We start from the raw sequence: 16,015 nt of genomic DNA, 5'->3' as shown, positions 1-16,015 counted from the left end.
GGGGGGGGGGGGGGGGGGGGGGGTGGGGGGGGGGGGGGGGGGGGGGGGGGGGGGGGACCCCCCCGCCCCCGCGCGTCACATGTACGAGTCGTAGGCGCCGCCCGTGCTCCCGTTGCCGCTTCCGCTTCCGCTCCCGCTCCGGCTCCCGCCCTCGCCGGAACGGGAGCCGGACCCGCCGCCGGAGGCGGCGCCCGCCCCGCTGCGTGCCGTGGCCGCCGGCCTGCGGTTGCGGGGGGCGCGGGTCTCCTCGCCGAGCGCCAGGCTCACCGTGTCGTTGAGCGGGACCTGACCGCGCACGGGCAGCGGCGTCCGCCCGCCGCCGCGCCTGCGCAGCACCGCGCCGCCCTCGGGGTTGCGCTGGACGGCGTACTCGCCGTGCGGCCGGCGCTCGATGCGCGGGGCGCGGTGCGGCTCGACCAGGGCGAACTCGTACCACTGCTTGTGTCCGTGTCCGGCCACGTGATCGGTGCCGACGGCCTCGCCGTCCGCGGAGACCAGGCGCAGCACCAGCCCGTGCGGGTCCCTGCGGGTGCGGCGCTGCCGTACCCAGGCGAGCACCGCCACGACGGCCGCCGCGAGCACCGCGGCGCCGGCCACCACCGCCCACCAGTACTTCTCCCAGAAGCCGGGCTCCGGGGTGACCTGCACGGAGAGCGGGGTACGCACCAGCGTCCGGTCGTCGTCGGTGGTGTCGACGGCCGTGACGGTGCCCGACAGGCGCAGTCCGTCGTCGCCGAGACGGTCGCCGAAGACGTCGGCGGGGGCGACCGTGACGGTCACCTTCCGGGTGCCGGACTCGCCGGGCGCGAGCTGGATCTCGGCCGGGCTGATCGACAGCAGCCCGGAGCGCACGTCGGCCACGGACAGCCGCAGGGTGTGCCGGGCGTCGCTGTTGTTGCGGACGGTGAGGGTGCCGGTGACCTTGCCGCCGGGGTGGGTGTCCCCGGCCGGCATCTCCAGCGCGGTGGTGACGGGCAGCTCGCCGGGCGCGACCTGGCCGAGCTCGCTGCGGGTGTCCGCCCGCAGTCCCGAGGCGGTCAGTGTGCCGTCCACCTTCAGCGCGCCGTCGGCGCTCTCGGGGATGCGCGCCGAACCGCTGAAGGAGCCGTCGTTCGCGTCCGGGTCGGGGCCCTTGCCGTCGTCGGTGAGGGACAGGGACTGCGGGGCGAATCCGTCCCCGGTGAGCTCGCTGCTCACGCGCAGTCCCTCGTAGTGCTCCGGGTCCTTGATCTGGTAGCCCTCACGGGTCTGCAGCCGCATCGTCACCGTGACCTTCTCGCCGGGCCGGGGCGAGGGCGGGTCCATGGTGATGGCGCCGCGCAGCTCCCCCTGCCACAGCACGCTGACCGAGACGGGCAGCGAGCGGTGCCCCTCCGGCGCCTCGGCCTTCACCCGCCAGGTGCCGGGCAGCGGGTCGACGATCTTCAGCGCCTCGACGGTGCCGTCGCCGCCCGCCAGTTCGAAGCGGGACTCGCGGTAGGTGCCGGTCGTGGGGACCTCGTGGCCGCTGGGGTCGAGGTAGCTGATCCGCACCTTCGGGTCGCCCTTGTCGACGACGATGCTGCCGACGGTCGCCAGCGGCGAGATGCCGATCTCCAGGGTGGCCGGGGGCTTCTTGCTGGGTCCCTCCTCGTGGCGCAGGCAGTGCGCGGCGGCGAAGATCTTCTCCAGCGTGGTGCCGACGTCCTTCGCACCGGAGACCTTGTGCGCCTTGGGGCTCGCGGAGGGCAGGTTCACACAGCCCTTCTGGTAGCCGCCGGCCGCCATCCGGTCGAGCTGCTTCTTGTCCGGTTCCGACCCGAAGCCGAGCGGCCAGATCTGCACGTTCTGCGCGCGGGCGTTCTCCAGCTCCTTGGTCAGCTGCCGTTCGCCCTCCGCCTCGCGGTGCGCGGGGTCGCCGTACTTCTCGCTGTCGGTGACGTCCATCTTCCCGTCGGTGAGGACGAACAGCACGCGGGGCTCCGACGGGTCGGTGCCGGTGGTGAGTTCGTGCACTCCCTGACGTATCGCGGTGGGGAAGTCGGTGCCGGTGCCCTCGCTCTCCTTGCGGGTGCGCAGCTTGTCGACGCAGGCGCCGATCGTCTTGCGTCCCGCCGCGTCCAGGGTGGTGCGCGGGCACACCGGGTCGACCGCGCGCTGGCCGGCCGACTCGGCGGCGGCGAAACCGAAGACGGTGACGTGGGAGGACGAGGACACGTCGCCCAGCGCGATGCGGGCGGCGGCGGCCTTCTCCGCCTTCATGTCCTCGGGCGCGAGGCTGGCGGACTCGTCCACGGCGACCGCGTAGTTGACCGACGGGAAGGCCGGTGCGGAGTCCGCCACCGGCACCGGATCACCGCCGGCGGGTGTCAGCAGGGACACGAGCAGCGCGGCGCCGCCCAGCGCCAGGACCGTGGCGCGGTGCGCGCGGCCTCTTCCCGTCCGCCGTCTTGCCCAGGCTCTCTGCACGGCCGTCCCCTTGGTTCTCGGTGGTACTCGGTTCGTCTCTGCTTGGTGTGCGGCCCCCGGCCGCCCCGTCGGCTCTGTTTCGTGTGCGGGCCCCCGGCCGCGCCGTCGGCTCTGCTCCGCGTGCGGTCCCCGCCCGCGCCGTCAGCGCGCGGTCAGGCCCCAGACCAGGGCCAGCGCCGCGGAGGTGGCGAGGGCGGCCATCCCCCAGCGGATGGCCCGGTACTTGGCGGTCAGGATCGAGCTGACGTCCACGGCCTGGACGAGCAGCCACCCGGCGGGATCCCGCCCGGCCTCGGCGACCCGGGCGGACAGCCACGCGAGATCGCGGGAGGCCACCAGATCACCGAAGTACGTCACCCCGTCCTCGCCGCGGACCGTGCCGGTGCGCGGCATGAGCGCCCCGACCAGCGCCGTCACCGCGACCGCCCAGAGCAGCCCGGCGAGCAGCAGCGGCACGTCGACGAGCCCCCGCCAGCCGGGCGCGCCGTGCCAGCCGAGCAGGAACGCGGGCAGTGCCAGCGTCCCCGACAGCAGCACGGCCGCCTTGGAGTCGGCGCGACCCAGGTCCTCGCGGACCGTGTTCAGCAGCAGCTCCGCGATGCGCTCCCCCGCCCGGTCCGGGCAGTGCCGACCCCCGTGCGGCACAGGCCCGGCCGGGTCGGGGGAGGCACGCCCCCCTTCCTCGGTGGTCCCGGTGGCCGGTTCCCCGCCCGCGGCGGTCACCGGTCCTCCTCCGCCCAGTCCCAGCCGTCGTCCCGCGAGCGTCTGCGGGAACGCGGGGCCGCGTCCTCGGCGTCCTCCCTCGTACCGGAGCCCGTACCGGACCCCGTACCGGACCCCGTACCGGACCCCGTACCGGACCCCGCACCGGACCCCGTACCGGACCCCGCACCGGAACCGTTCCGGTACGGCGGCTCCTCCGTCACCCAGTCCGGGGTGAACGGCTCGGCGCGGCCCGGCTCCAGCTGTGCGGTTTCCCGGCGGGCGGGCACCGAGCCGATGGGCCCCTGGACGGGCCGGCCCCGGCCCTGGTTGAGGAGGTTCAGGGCCTGCGTCTCCACGTCGTTGGACTGGATCTGGCCGCTGTCGACCATCGCGAAGAGCCGGTCCACCCGCTCCCGCTCGTCCTGGCGGCCCTCCTGGCGGATCTGCTCCAGGAAGTCCTTGGCCCGCTCGGGCTCGGCCGCCAGCATGTAGCTGAGCTGCTCCAGGTCACCGCCGCGCAGCATGGCGCGGAACGCGTCCTGACGTACCCCGGTCAGCTCGGCCGAGGCGCGCGCGTCGCGGATCTCGTCCATGTGCTCGATGGTCCGGTCGTCCACCCGCAGCCGGACGTACAGCCGTACCCGCAGCCCGAGTTCGCCGCCCAGGCTGTCCCAGCGGCCGCCCGCGCACTCCCGGGTGAGGGCCCGGTCGGCCTGCTCGGCCTCGGTCACCCGGAAGGTCGAGGTGACCTCGCGCAGCCGCTCCAGCACCGGGGCGGTGAGCCGCCGGCCGACGTCGGTCACGACCTCGACGGCGGCCAGGTGGGGGTCGGTCACGGCCCAGTGGATGTCCACCTCGGCCTTGAAGAAGGTGGTGCCGCCGGCGGCGGGGAGGTCCATCTGGAGCCGCGTCTGATAGGTCCCGAGCGCGATCTCGCAGATGTTGTACGGCCGGGCCAGCGTCCGTTTGTCGACGTGCCGGATGCCGGAGACGGTGACCACGCTGTACCCGCCGTTGCGGTAGAACAGCACCGAGGCCCGCTGGGCGCTCACCCGCGGATGCCCGCCGGTCGGCGCGTACTCCCGCAGGAAGGGGCCCGCGGGAGTGGCGCCCGCCTCCCCGGCCTGAGCCCCGTCCACGTCCTCAGCCATGCCGTGCCTCCTCGCGCGTCCGGTCCCGCGACGCGACGGCGAGCCACCACAGGGAGCGCGCCTGCGCGTCGGGAAGCGGATCCTCCGGATCGTTCATCATTCGGCGCAGCAGCCAGTCCAGCCGCCGCCGGTCGTGTTCCTCGGTGGTCAGCGCGGGCAGCAGCGCCGCCAGCCCGGGCCGGGCCCACTCCTCCCCGTCACCGCGCACCGCCGAACGCAGCAGCGTCTCCAGCGCGTCCGTCGCCACCTCCTTGGAGCGCGGCGTGTTCAGCGCGGTCCAGAGCAGGTCGGCCATGGGGCGTACGAGTTCGGGGCGGGCCGCGGCGAGGGCGAGCGGCAGCGGCCAGTCACCGCGGTCGCCCAGCGGGGAACCGGCGTCGTCGACCAGCACCTCGTCCACCGTCGTGAGCGCGAGCCGGACGGTGGTCACCAGCCCCAGGTCCTGGTGGATCTCCCGCTTGTGGTGGGTCCATTCGGCCACCCGCCGCAGTACGGCCGGCGCGTCCGGGAGCGCCAGCAGCCGTACGACGTTGAAGGAGGCGACCGCCAACTGTTCGCCCTCGTCGCGGAACGCGATCCGGGCCAGGGCGTCCAGCGTGTCGCCGGTCGTGGCCGCGGAGTTGCCGTAGCCCAGCGCCATCGCCGCCGTCCAGCGCAGCGGTTCGGTGCCGTACCGGCTCCAGTCGCCGACCACCTTGCGCACGATGCGGCGGTGCGAGCCGTGCCCGGCCGCCTGGTCCAGCGCGGTGGCCGCGAAGACCCGGCGCCGGGGCGTGGCCGCGTCGGCGAGCGGACGGATCAGCTCCGCGTAGCCGTGGTCGAAGTCCCGTACGCACAGCTCTCCCGCGGCGACCGCGGCCCGCATCCACACCTGGGAGCGCGGGTCGTCGGCCAGCAGCCGCAGCCAGCGCACCACCGGCGCCCGGACGGCGAAGTGCCGGTCCCACAGCTCGCTGAGTACCGCGGCGGGCAGGGCGGGACCCCGGTACCAGAGCAGCCGCGAGGCCACCTCGGCACCGGCCACCTCGACCCGGCCGTCCTTGAGTTCGGCCCGGGAGAGCGCCAGGTCGGAGCGGGGGTCGTCGCAGAACAGCGGCCGGGCGGGGGTGCGGTCCGGGTCGGACTGCACGGACAGTTCCCAGGTCAGCAGGTGGGCGGCGGCGGCCACGGCGCTGTGCGAGGCGCCGCCCAGTACGGCGAGCGCGATCCGGAACGCCACCGGGTGGAACAGGCTCGCCGCGCCCGGCCGTTCACCGTCGGGCTCGTCCCCGGCCGGTGCCGCCAGAGCCCGGTCGACACCGGCGAACCACTCCTGGGCCTGACGGGCGGCGAGGCTGCGGCAGTCGGACAGCAACTGCTCGCGGGTGAGGTCCCCCAGTACGTGCCCGGCCAGCAGGGAGGCGAGCACCTCGGCCTCGGCGGGGCGCAGGTCGTCCAGTCCGACGGCGTTCCTGACCTCCGGCCGGGTCCAGAGGGCCTCCGCCTCGGCCAGCAGGTCGGCGGCACGGCCACCGGCGGACCCGGTCGCGGTTTCCTGCTCCTCCAGCAACTCCCGCAGCCGGGTGACGAGCAACTCCCCGGTGGGGGCGGGCGGGCAGAGGGCGCCGTACCGTCCGTCCAGCATCGGATCGGCCGCCGAGCCGACCGGGACGACGACGACCGCGAAGGCGTCGCGGCGGGCCAGGGCGGCGGCGAGTTCGTCGAGGTCCATCTCGTCGGGCACCGGCGTGCCGGGCCGGGTGAGGGACAGCTCGAACAGGTACCCGGAGAAGTGCCCCGCCTCCTCGTCCCCGTCGCCCAGGCATTCGGCCAGCCGCCGGGTGCCGCCGGCCGGGTCGACCCGCCGTATCCGGGCCGCGGCCCCGGGCCTGGCCGTGGTCGTGGTTCCGGCCCCGGTCCCGGTCCTGGTCGTGGTTCCGGGCCCGGTCCCGGTCCTGGTCGTGGTTCCGGGCCCGGCCCCGGTCCTGGTCGTGGTTCCGGCCCCGGTCCCGGCCCCGGTCCCGGTCGCGGATCGCGGCTGCGTGTCGCTCGTCGCCGGGCCGGTGACCTCGTCGAGGAGCGAGAGCGCGGTGCTGGTGCGTCCGGTGCCCGGTGCGGCTCCCAGCACCAGAAGCCGGCGGGCGGTGAGCGCCTCGCGCAGCCGCACGTACCCCTCGGGTTCCACGTGGATCCGGCGGAGCCTGCGCAGTTCCTCTTCGGGCACGGGCCCGCCGCGCAGCGCCGCACCGGACCGGCGGGCGTCCATCCGCAGATGGATGTCGCCGATGTGGGCGCTGGCGAAGTACGAGCGGTCGAAGCTGTGCAGGTCCCGGCCCGCGTCGAACAGCATGCGGGTGGCGCGGCGCGCCCGTGCGGCGGCGGCGAGGTCGGTGGGCGCGTCCTCGCCCTGCTCCTCGGCGAGCGGGTCACGGGTGTGCTCCTTGAACCGCCCGGCGGCGCGCTCCCGTTCCCGCTCCTGCTCCTCCCGCTCCTGCTCGGCGGCGTCCCCGCCGGCTCCCTCGCCGGTCCCCTCGCCGTCGTCGGCCTTGCCGTCGTCCGCGCGGGGCACGTCGTTCCGGTCCTGGTCCCGGCCCCGCTCCCGCGCCTTGTCCCGGTCCGTGCTCCGTGCCTTCTCCCCGGCCCCGGCCCCGGCCCCGGCCGTGGCCCCGGGTGCGCGGGCGTCGTCGGCCTTCTGGGGCTTGTCCTGGTCGTCGCTCACTCGCCCCGCTCCTTCCGGGAACGGGCGCCGTCGGTGATCCGCCCGATGTGCACGGGCTGCTGGTAGACGTTGTCGTGGTGCTGCGACATGTCGCCGTGCACGGTGTAGCGGGTCCCCGGGGAACCGGCGGCGTCGTCTTCGTCGCCGTCCGCACCGGCGTCCGCACCGACGGGTGTATCAGTCGTATCAGTCGTGTCAGGCGTATCAGCGGCCGAGTACGCGCCGCCCGTGGACGACGGACCACCGGCGGACGGCCGAGGCTCGGCCGGAATCTCCGGAGCGGGCCGCCCCGGAAGTTGGAACCAGGCGGTGACCTCGCCCTCCTTCAGCTCCAGCCGGGCCGGCGAATAGCGCGCGGCCTCGATGAACTTGCCGCCACCGCTGACCACGTCCTCGTACAGGGAGTTCGAGGTCACCAGCACCAGGTCGGCCTTCTCGGCGTCCAGCAGCCGCCGGGCGACGTTGGAGTCGGCCAGCCGGCAGGCGAGGTCGACCGCCCGCCCGCTGATGCCCCGGGCGTCGTGCCGGACCGGTCCGACGTGCATACCGATCCGCAGGCCCAGGGGCACCCGCAGGGCACGGTTCTCGTCCCGCAGGTTCTCGTGCACCTCGACCATCCACAGGCCGAGCAGCCGGGTCACCGCGACCCGGCCGGCCACCGCCAGCAGCACCCCGTCGCCGCGGTCCTCCATGTGCACGGCGTCCCGCGCCACCTTGGCGTGGGTGAACGCCGTCTCCAGCACGCGGTAGATCCGTGCCCGCATGCGCGGCTTGTCGACGTCGTCGTACTCCCCGGAACGCCTGGCGTCGACGCTGATCACCAACTCGTAGCGTGCCTCGGTGAGATCCATGGCGTCGTCGTTCACCCGTGCCCCCTGCTGCCTGCCGGTCCGTCTGCTTGCCGTCCCCTCAGCTTCGGGCCCGGGACGAGAGCCGTCTGTAGCCGTTTACACACGGCGGAGCGTGGATCTACTCCTGATGGCCGTCCGCGAGCAGGGCGAGCAGCGTGGGGTCGAGGATCTCCACCATCCGGTTGCCGGTCCGCACGATGTTCTGGGTCCGCAGCAGCCGCAGCGCCTTGGCGACGGCTTCCCGGGTCGCTCCCACGGTCGCGGCCAGCTCGTCCTGCGCCAGATGGACGACGGACCGGGCGGCGGAGGGGGCCGTCGAGGGGGCCGACGAGGTGGCCGGCGAGGGAGAAGTGCCCCACGAGGAGGGGGAGTAGGGGCCGGAGCTGTCGGGCTTCGACAGTTCGATGAGCCGGTGGGCCAGGCGCTGCAGCACGGTGAGCGAGGCGAGAGCGGACCGCTCCTGGTCGGCGCTGCGCAGCCGGAAGGTGAGCTGACGTATCACCAGGCCGCTGACGCGGGGGTGCAGTGCGAGGAACCTGCGGAACGCGTCCCCGCCTATCACCTGGGCCTCGGTCGGCCCCAGCGCGCGCACGGTGGCGCTGCGGGGGTGGCGGTCCAGGGCGGCCATCTCGCCGAGCAGCTCACCGGGACCGCGCAGACCGAGTATCAGCCGGGTGGCGCCCCGGTCCGTGGCGAGGGAAACGGTCACCCAGCCGTGCAGGATTATCAGGACGTGGCTGGACCGTTCGCCCTCGGTCAGAAGGTGGGTGTCGGCCGGGTAGCGCTTCCGGTTTCCGAGAGCCATCACGCCCTCGTGCTCCTGGACGGTCAGCGCCTGCGCGAACGCGAGCTCGTCGCCGAGCAGTCCCATGGCTACGCCCCCCGCCGCAGTCCGGACGCCTGGTTCTTGGATGGCGTTGATGGTGACAGAGTGATAATCGGGATGGAGTGAATTGCGCCACATCCGCGCTACTGTCCGGTAACGACAGAACTGCCTGGCAGGAGCTCCGCCAGGGCCTGCCACCCCGACCGGCCCCACCCCGCCCCGCCCCTCCGGCGACCGTGCGCGACAACGCCCTCACCGGCCGTGTCCAGGCGTGATCCTCAGGTCAGCACCGGCCCGCGGGTGACGGGGCCCGCCGGCCACTGAAATCGGCCGACGAGGCGGAGTTGGCGAAAACTCGGGTTCGTTTCCGGGCAGTCGTGGACTTCGCCGGTCACGCCGCCTTCCGCTCGCGTATGGTCCGCGCGGGCCGGCCTAGGGCAGGCCGTGACCGTTCACGCCGCGCAGCCGGCGCACCCCCAGCGCGCAGGCGCCGCAGACCGCGCCCCACACTCCGTTGACGAGGAACATCGGCAGGATGGCCTGCGGTCGAGCGAGAGGCCCCCGCAACTCGCCCGTGAGGACGGGAAACAGGATCCCGCTGAGCACCAGGGTGGCCAGCGCGTACGCCACCCCGGCGGCCACCGGCGTCAGCAACGGCTCGCGCACCCGACTGAGCCCGACGGCCAGAATCCAGGCCAGACTGATGAACGCGGTGAGCAGCAGCGGCGTGAGCGGCCTGCCGAGGGCGTCGGTCAGCCCGGTGACCGAGAACAGCGGCCGGACCAGCGCGACGGCGGTCAGCAGCGCCACCATCGGCCGGTTCAGCCGGCGCAGGCGTACGGGGAGAGGGAGGCCGGGGGCCGGTTCGGTACTCATGGCCCCAGCGTCGGCGGCCGTCTTGTGCGGGGGCGTCGGCCGGTGGCGGGTACTTGCCGTACCTCGGTGGTTGCGGTGCGGGGCGTCGGGTTACGCCTGTGGGTGGGAGTGGGTGTCGGGTGGGGTGGGGGGGGCAGCGGGGTCCGCTTGGCTGGTGGGGGCCACTGGAGTCCGGTGGCCGTGGTCATGGTCGCGGCGTCGCCGGCTGTCCGGTGCCGGGGGGTGCCCGCCCGGTGGCCGGCGCCTGCCGTACCCCGGCGGTTGTGGCGTCCGGCGCCCGGCTACGCCCGGAGTTGCGGTCGGGCGCCCGGCGGTTCCGCCGCGTGGGGGACGGCACGGCGCGGGTGGCCTGCCTACGCTGACGGCATGGTTCTCCGCGCCCTCCCGCCCCGCTCCCGGCCGCGGCTCCCGCGCGGTCGTGCGGCGGATGCCGCGCTGGCGGGGGCCGTTCTGGTCCTGGTGGCGGTGGGCAGCCTGCGCTCGCTGATCGGTGAGCGGGAGGAGTCCTGGGAAGCCACCGCGCTCGGCTGGGCCCTGCTCGTCGCCGCCTGCGCCGCCCTGTACGTCTGCCGGCGCCACCCGGTGCCGACCGCGTCCTTCGTGCTGGCCGCCACCATCGCGTACTACCTGGTCAGCGCCTACGACGGCCCTCTCATGGTCGCCTTCGTCGTCGCCCTCTACACGGTCGCCGCCGAGGGCCGGCTCCGCGCGGCGATCCTCCTGGCCGCCCTCGGCCTGCTGCTCACCGGCACGGGCACGCTGCTCGGCAACCACGACGTCAACGGCGTCGCCCTGTTCATGATGACCGGCTGGCTGGTGGGCGTGGTCGCCCTCGGCTGGGTGCGCGACAACCGGCTGGCGCTGGCCCGGGAGGCGGAACAGCGGGCGGCGAGCGAGGAACGGCTGCGCATCGCGCGGGAGTTGCACGACGTCGTCGGCCACCACATCTCGCTCATCAACGTCCAGTCCGCCGCCGCCCTGCGCCGGCTGCACAAGGACCCCGAGGGCGGTCCGCAACGGGCGGAGGAGGCGCTCGGCGCGATCAAGGACGCCAGCCGGGAGGCGCTGCGCGAGCTGAGGGCGACCCTGGGCGTGCTGCGGCAGGCCGACGAGTCGGCGCCCACCGCGCCCGCGGCCGGCCTCGACCGGCTCGGCGAACTGGTGGAGGGCGCCCGGCTGGCCGGCCTCGACGTCCGGGTGAGCGCCGACGGAGACCGGCGACCGCTGCCCGCCGAGGTGGACCTGGCCGCGTACCGCATCGTCCAGGAGTCGCTGACCAACGTCACCCGCCACGCCCACGCCACCGCGGTCGACGTTCGTACCGAGCACGGGCCGCGGCATGTCACGGTCGAGGTCACCGACAACGGCCGCGGACCCGCCCCCGTGGGCGGCGGATCCGGCAGCGGCATCACCGGGATGCGCGAACGGGCCCGGGCCCTGGGCGGCCGACTGACCACCGGCCCGGCCCCGGACGGCGGCTTCACTGTCCGGGCGACGCTGCCGTGCCCCGAGATGTCGGCGCAACCGACGCAACCGATGCAACCCACGCAACCCACGCAACCGAGCGGAGAACCTCCCCGACCATGATCAGAATCGTGCTGGCGGACGACCAGCGTCTGGTGCGCGCCGGATTCCGGTCGATCCTGGAGGACGAGGACGACCTGGAGGTCGTCGGCGAGGCGGGGGACGGCGCCGAGGCCCTGGCCGCCTGCCGCGCCCTGCGCCCCGACGTCGTCCTGCTGGACATCCGGATGCCGGGCGTCGACGGTCTCCAGGCGGCCCGGGACATCGCCGCCGACCCGCGCCTGAACGACGTACGCGTGGTCATCCTCACCACCTTCGATCTCGACGACTACGTGTACGGCGCCCTGCGCGCGGGCGCCACCGGCTTCCTGGTCAAGGACACCGAGCCGGAGGAACTGGTGCACGCCGTCCGGGTCGCGGCCCGCGGCGACGCCCTGATCAGCCCCTCCGTCACGCGCCGCCTGATCGCCGAGTTCGCGGGCCGGGTCCGCGCCCCCGCACCCGGCCCGCGGCTGAACGCCCTCACCGACCGCGAGCGCGAGGTCATGTCCCTGGTCGCGGCCGGCCTGACCAACGACGAGATCGCCGCCCGCCTCGTCCTCAGCCCAGCCACCGCCAAGACCCACGTCAGCCGCATCATGACCAAGCTGGACGTCCGCGACCGCTCACAACTGGTCGTACTGGCCTACGAGTCGGGGATGGTCAGCCCGGGCTGGCTGACGGAGTGAGTCCGGACCCCGCCCGGTAACGCGGCGGGCGTACGGCGTGCAGGCCCTCTCACAATCCGGCGGGCGAAGGGCGGGAGGCCCGGCCCGCAGTCCGGCGAACGTGCGACGGGAGGCCAACCCGTAACCCGGCGGGCGTACGGCGGCAGGCCAACCCGCAACCCGGCGGGCGTACGGCGGCAGGCCGTCCCGCAACCCGGCGGGCGTACCGCGTCAAGCCCCCCGCAACCCACGGGGTAGGGCGGATGCCCACCCGGGGCCGACGCCCGCGGGCATGCCGGGGCCGGACGCTTCGGAACATGCATCCACACCGTCTCCCTCCGCCACCCGCCGCCCGCCCCGGCGTCTTCGCCCGCCCCGGCGTCTTCGGCCGCCTCGCCTCCTGGTCCGGACGGCACCGCTGGGGCGCCCTGCTGCTCTGGCTGGCCGTGGTCGCCGTCATCACCGTCGGCTCCCAGGCCGCCGGCAGCGCCTACCGCAACGATTTCAGCCTCCCCGGCACCGACTCCCAGTCCGCCGCCGACCTGCTGGAACGGCACGGGTCCGCGCAGGCCGGCGACAGCGTGCAGATCGTCCTGAAGGACAGCGCCGGGCTGTCCGGCGACCGCGCCGCCGTGGAGCGGACCCTCGACCGGGTGCGCGACCTGCCGTCCGTCGCCGAGGTCCGCAGTCCCTACGCCGACGCGTCCGCCGTCTCCGAGGACGGCACCATCGGGTACGCGACCGTCGTCCTGGACGCCAAGGCCGAGGAGGTCCCCAAGGAGGACGTCACCCGGATCGCCGACACGGCGCGGTCGGCGGCCGGCGACGGTCTGACGGTCGAGCTGGGCGGCGAGGCGGTGCGCGGCGCCGAGGAGGAGGGCGGCGGGTCCGCCGAGGGCGCGGGCATGCTCGCCGCGCTGGTGATCCTCGTACTGCTCTTCGGATCGGTCGTGGCCGCGGCGCTGCCCCTGGTCACGGCCCTGTTCGCGGTCGGCGGCGCGGTCGGGCTGATCGCGCTGGCCTCGCACGTCTTCACCGTCGCCGACTTCACCCCGCCGATCATGATGCTCGTCGGCCTCGGCGTGGGCGTCGACTACGCGCTCCTGATCTTCTACCGCTACCGGCACGAACTCGTCCGGGGCACGGACCGCGACACGGCCGCCCGCACCGCCCTGGACGCGGCGGGCCGTACGGTCTTCTTCGCCGGCTGCACCGTCATCATCGCCCTGCTGGGCCTGGTCGCCCTGGGCCTCGGCGCCCTCCAGGGCGTGGCCCTGGCCGTCGCGCTGACCGTGCTGGTCACGATGGCCGCCTCGCTGACCCTGCTGCCGGCCCTGCTCGCCCTGTTCGGCGCCCGTATCCAGCGGCACGTCCTGAAGCGCGCGGCGAAGGCCGAGGCCAAGGGCGTGGAGGAGGGCCGGGGCTGGCGCCGCCTCGCCACCGCCGTACAGCGCCGCCCGCTGCCCGCCCTGCTGGCGGCCGGCGTGGCGCTGCTGGCCCTGTCGGCGCCGGCCGCCGGGATGCGCCTGGGTTTCGCCGACGCGGGCAACGACCCGGCGACATCCACCAGCCGCCAGGCGTACGACCTGCTGGCCGAGGGCTTCGGCCCCGGCTTCAACGGTCCGTTGGTCGTGGTGGCCCAGGGCGACGAGGCTGCGGCGACGGCACTGCGCACGACGCTCACCGGCACTCCGGGCATCGCGGCGGCGACCCCGCCGCTCCCCTCGCCCGACGGCGCGGTCTCGACGGTCATCGCCTTCCCCACCACCGCGCCGCAGGCCGAGCCCACCGCCGACCTGGTCCACACCCTCCGCGACGAGGTGCTGCCGGGCCTGGCCGACCGCACCGGCGCCACGTACCTGATCGGCGGCCCGACGGCCGCGGCGCAGGACTTCGCCGACTCGGTGTCGTCCCGTATCCCGCTCTTCGTGGCGATCGTCGTGGGCCTGTCCTCGCTCCTGCTCCTCGTGGTCTTCCGCTCGCTCTGGATCCCGGTCAAGGCGGCGATCCTCAACCTCCTCTCCATCGCGGCGGCGCTCGGCGTGATCACGCTGGTCTTCCAGCACGGCTGGTTCGGGGTGCAGCCCGGCCCGGTGGAGGCGTTCATCCCGGTCATGATCTTCGCGATCGTCTTCGGGCTCTCCATGGACTACGAGGTCTTCCTGGTCTCCCGCATCCATGAGGAGTGGGAACGCACCCGCGATCCCGCCCTCGCCGTCCGCGAGGGCCTGGCCTCCACCGGCCGGGTCATCACCGCCGCCGCGGCCATCATGATCGTCGTCTTCGCGGCCTTCGTCCTCAGCCCGAGCCGCATGCTCCAGCAGTTCGGTCTGGGCCTCGCGACGGCGATCCTCCTGGACGCCGCGGTGATCCGCTGCCTCGTCGTCCCGGCGGTCATGCACCTCCTGGGCCGGCACGCCTGGTGGCTCCCGGCCCCACTGGCCCGACGGCTGCCGAGGGTGACGCTGGAGACCGCCGGCCCCCCGAGTGACCTGGACTCGCGGGGACTTCGTGGGTGTGGCCGGTGACCGGCTCCTGACGTTCGGCGCCGGCGGACTGCGCGCCTTCACACTCGAGGACGGGACGCCCAGCGGGTCCGAGACCACCTTCCGAGGCTGGCCCATCGAAGACGGCGCCTCCGTCGGCAGCCCCGCGCAGCCGACCACCGTGCTCCTGTCGGGCGGTTCCTTCTACCTGACCTTCGAGAACGGCACGGTGCTGTCGGCTCCGGTCCCCTGACGAACCAGGCCGGGCCGCGCGACCCGCAGCGCGATCTCCTCGTCGACGTCCAAGCGCCCCCGTGCCGGACGTCAGCCCGCCGTCCGGCGCGCCGTGTCCTCTCGCCACTCCCGGCCGATCGATCGCATCAGGGCCGGGTAGACGCCCAGGTACCGGAAGGGCTTGATGCCGAGCATGTACAGGGAGCCGAGGCGGCCGTTGGGCTTCACCAGGACGGCCATCTGGCCGCGGTAGCCGCCGTTCCCGTCGGGGACCCAGCCGATGTGCATCACCCCGTGCATGGTCTTGTTGGCGTACTCGGCGGCCCACTCGTCGTGCGTCTGGAAGACCGACGTGAAGGGCGCCGAGCCGAGGTCGGGCCCCCTCGGTCCCTCGCGCAGGTCGTCAGGCAGCCGGTCGCGCAACGTCGCCACCCGGCCGCCGACGCCCGAGTCCGGCTTGTCCCAGCCGAGCAGCGCGCCCAGCTTCCAGCGCACCGCGAAGAGGAAGCGGCCCACGAGGTTGCCGCCGTCCGGCCCGTCCTTGCCCTCCGCCATCTGCCGGACCAGGCGGTGCAGGTCGTCCGGGCCGCCCGGCGTCGGCAGCACCCACAGGTCCTCGAGCCGGAAGTCGCCGGCGATCTCGTGGATCCGCCAGGGACGGGACGTGTGGTCGGTCGAGGGAAGGCGCAGATCACTCATTGCAGCTTCCTGTCTATACGGTGGCGTATAGACAGGAGCATAGACCCACCTATACGGCTCCGTATATTGGTCCCCGAACAGATCCCGGCGCATGTCCCGGGACAGGTGAGGGGAGGCACGGCATGGGCGCGATCCGTACACCGCGGGACAAGTGGATCGAGGAGGGGTTCCGGACGCTCGCCGCCGGCGGCCCCGAAGCCGTCCGGGTCGAGGTCCTCGCCCAGGCGCTCGGCGTCAGCAAGGGCGGCTTCTACGGCTACTTCCGCAACCGCGCCGCGCTGCTGGAGGAGATGCTCGACGCCTGGGAGGGCGGGGTTACCGAGGGAGTCATCGAGCGGATCGAGCGCGGCGGGGGCGACGCCCGCGAGCGGCTCGGGCGCCTCTTCGACTTCGTGGGCTCGGGCGAGAAGTCGGTGACCGGCGCCGGCGTCGAGCTGGCGATCCGCGACTGGGCCCGGCGCGACGAAGGCGTCGCCCACCGCCTCCGCCGGGCCGACAACCGGCGCATGGACTATCTGCGCGAGCTCTACGGGGCCTTCTGCCCCGACAAGGACGATGTCGAGGCCCGCTGCCTGATCACCTTCTCGCTGCGCATCGGCGACCACCTCATCGCGGCCGACAACGGCCCGCGCAGCCGCGCGGAAGTCCTCGCCGCGGTCAGAAGGCGGTTGTTGGACTAGAGCCGGCCCACACACGTCGAAGGGCCCCACCGCAACTTGGGTTCAAGGGGTCGTCGCAACACCGCCTGGTTTCAGGTGGTGAGTAGATCACGTAGACGCTCGGCTGGGGTATCCCAGCCGAGCGTTTTGC

Annotated in this window: 13 protein-coding genes; 5 read left to right on the top strand and 8 right to left on the bottom strand. The window is 74.2% G+C overall.

Features of this window, described 5'->3' with window-relative positions:
- Positions 1–75: 75 nt before the first annotated feature.
- From ACFCZF_RS11950 to ACFCZF_RS11920, 7 genes are all read right to left on the bottom strand, one after another.
- Complete coding sequence (locus ACFCZF_RS11950) at positions 76–2,448, bottom strand: VWA domain-containing protein (RefSeq protein WP_376671560.1); 2,373 nt, start codon at positions 2,446–2,448, stop codon at positions 76–78.
- Between the two features lie 141 nt (positions 2,449–2,589).
- Positions 2,590–3,171 (bottom strand): Pycsar system effector family protein, encoded by a 582-nt coding sequence (locus ACFCZF_RS11945; protein ID WP_376671559.1) that lies wholly within the window; start codon positions 3,169–3,171, stop codon positions 2,590–2,592.
- Positions 3,168–4,304 carry a hypothetical protein gene (locus ACFCZF_RS11940; protein WP_376671558.1) on the bottom strand — a complete coding sequence of 379 codons (1,137 nt, stop codon included), beginning with the start codon at positions 4,302–4,304 and terminating at the stop codon, positions 3,168–3,170. Before ACFCZF_RS11940 ends, ACFCZF_RS11945 begins: the two co-directional genes overlap by 4 nt.
- A complete protein-coding gene (locus ACFCZF_RS11935; RefSeq protein WP_376671557.1) occupies positions 4,297–7,002 on the bottom strand; it encodes a hypothetical protein in 2,706 nt (901 codons plus the stop codon). The genes ACFCZF_RS11940 and ACFCZF_RS11935 overlap by 8 nt, the downstream gene beginning before the upstream one ends.
- The gene (locus ACFCZF_RS11930) at positions 6,999–7,868 is read right to left on the bottom strand and encodes a hypothetical protein (RefSeq protein WP_376671556.1); all 870 of its coding nucleotides are present in this window, start codon (positions 7,866–7,868) and stop codon (positions 6,999–7,001) included. Before ACFCZF_RS11930 ends, ACFCZF_RS11935 begins: the two co-directional genes overlap by 4 nt.
- 103 nt (positions 7,869–7,971) lie before the next feature.
- A complete protein-coding gene (locus ACFCZF_RS11925; RefSeq protein ID WP_376671555.1) occupies positions 7,972–8,724 on the bottom strand; it encodes a Crp/Fnr family transcriptional regulator in 753 nt (250 codons plus the stop codon).
- A gap of 387 nt (positions 8,725–9,111) precedes the next feature.
- Complete coding sequence (locus tag ACFCZF_RS11920) at positions 9,112–9,555, bottom strand: hypothetical protein (protein WP_376671554.1); 444 nt, start codon at positions 9,553–9,555, stop codon at positions 9,112–9,114.
- 366 nt (positions 9,556–9,921) lie between these two features.
- On the opposite strand from ACFCZF_RS11920, the gene ACFCZF_RS11915 reads away from it, so the two are divergent.
- The 4 genes from ACFCZF_RS11915 to ACFCZF_RS11900 all read left to right on the top strand — a co-directional run bounded on the left by ACFCZF_RS11915 (position 9,922) and on the right by ACFCZF_RS11900 (position 14,525).
- Entirely contained in the window at positions 9,922–11,142 is a 1,221-nt protein-coding gene (locus ACFCZF_RS11915) for a sensor histidine kinase (RefSeq protein WP_376671553.1), read from the top strand.
- Entirely contained in the window at positions 11,139–11,807 is a 669-nt protein-coding gene (locus ACFCZF_RS11910; RefSeq protein WP_375922983.1) for a response regulator, read from the top strand. Before ACFCZF_RS11915 ends, ACFCZF_RS11910 begins: the two co-directional genes overlap by 4 nt.
- Positions 11,808–12,103: 296 nt before the next feature.
- Complete coding sequence (locus tag ACFCZF_RS11905; protein ID WP_376671552.1) at positions 12,104–14,314, top strand: MMPL family transporter; 2,211 nt, start codon at positions 12,104–12,106, stop codon at positions 14,312–14,314.
- The gene (locus ACFCZF_RS11900; RefSeq protein WP_376671551.1) at positions 14,304–14,525 is read left to right on the top strand and encodes a hypothetical protein; all 222 of its coding nucleotides are present in this window, start codon (positions 14,304–14,306) and stop codon (positions 14,523–14,525) included. Before ACFCZF_RS11905 ends, ACFCZF_RS11900 begins: the two co-directional genes overlap by 11 nt.
- Before the next feature lie 71 nt (positions 14,526–14,596).
- Here ACFCZF_RS11900 and ACFCZF_RS11895 read toward each other — a convergent pair whose 3' ends face one another.
- Positions 14,597–15,205 carry a DUF2867 domain-containing protein gene (locus ACFCZF_RS11895; RefSeq protein ID WP_376671550.1) on the bottom strand — a complete coding sequence of 203 codons (609 nt, stop codon included), beginning with the start codon at positions 15,203–15,205 and terminating at the stop codon, positions 14,597–14,599.
- A gap of 122 nt (positions 15,206–15,327) precedes the next feature.
- Here ACFCZF_RS11895 and ACFCZF_RS11890 point away from each other — a divergent pair, with 122 nt between their 5' ends.
- Positions 15,328–15,885 (top strand): TetR/AcrR family transcriptional regulator, encoded by a 558-nt coding sequence (locus ACFCZF_RS11890; RefSeq protein WP_376671549.1) that lies wholly within the window; start codon positions 15,328–15,330, stop codon positions 15,883–15,885.
- The last annotated feature ends 130 nt before the right edge of the window (positions 15,886–16,015 follow it).

Origin of the sequence: Streptomyces sp. NPDC056296, assembly GCF_042268605.1 — a bacterium.
Taxonomy (GTDB): domain Bacteria; phylum Actinomycetota; class Actinomycetes; order Streptomycetales; family Streptomycetaceae; genus Streptomyces.
The sequence above is the reverse complement of the archived record's forward strand: the minus strand, read 5'-3'. Positions and strand labels throughout refer to the sequence as shown.

What these genes read in the sequence shown, in the direction of transcription:
- ACFCZF_RS11925 (WP_376671555.1), bottom strand. Translation starts at nt 8,724, where the DNA reads ATGGGACTGCTCGGCGACGAGCTCGCGTTCGCGCAGGCGCTGACCGTC.
- ACFCZF_RS11905 (WP_376671552.1), top strand. Translation starts at nt 12,104, where the DNA reads ATGCATCCACACCGTCTCCCTCCGCCACCCGCCGCCCGCCCCGGCGTC.
- ACFCZF_RS11895 (WP_376671550.1), bottom strand. Translation starts at nt 15,205, where the DNA reads ATGAGTGATCTGCGCCTTCCCTCGACCGACCACACGTCCCGTCCCTGG.
- ACFCZF_RS11940 (WP_376671558.1), bottom strand. Translation starts at nt 4,304, where the DNA reads ATGGCTGAGGACGTGGACGGGGCTCAGGCCGGGGAGGCGGGCGCCACT.
- ACFCZF_RS11890 (WP_376671549.1), top strand. Translation starts at nt 15,328, where the DNA reads ATGGGCGCGATCCGTACACCGCGGGACAAGTGGATCGAGGAGGGGTTC.
- ACFCZF_RS11910 (WP_375922983.1), top strand. Translation starts at nt 11,139, where the DNA reads ATGATCAGAATCGTGCTGGCGGACGACCAGCGTCTGGTGCGCGCCGGA.
- ACFCZF_RS11920 (WP_376671554.1), bottom strand. Translation starts at nt 9,555, where the DNA reads ATGAGTACCGAACCGGCCCCCGGCCTCCCTCTCCCCGTACGCCTGCGC.
- ACFCZF_RS11915 (WP_376671553.1), top strand. Translation starts at nt 9,922, where the DNA reads ATGGTTCTCCGCGCCCTCCCGCCCCGCTCCCGGCCGCGGCTCCCGCGC.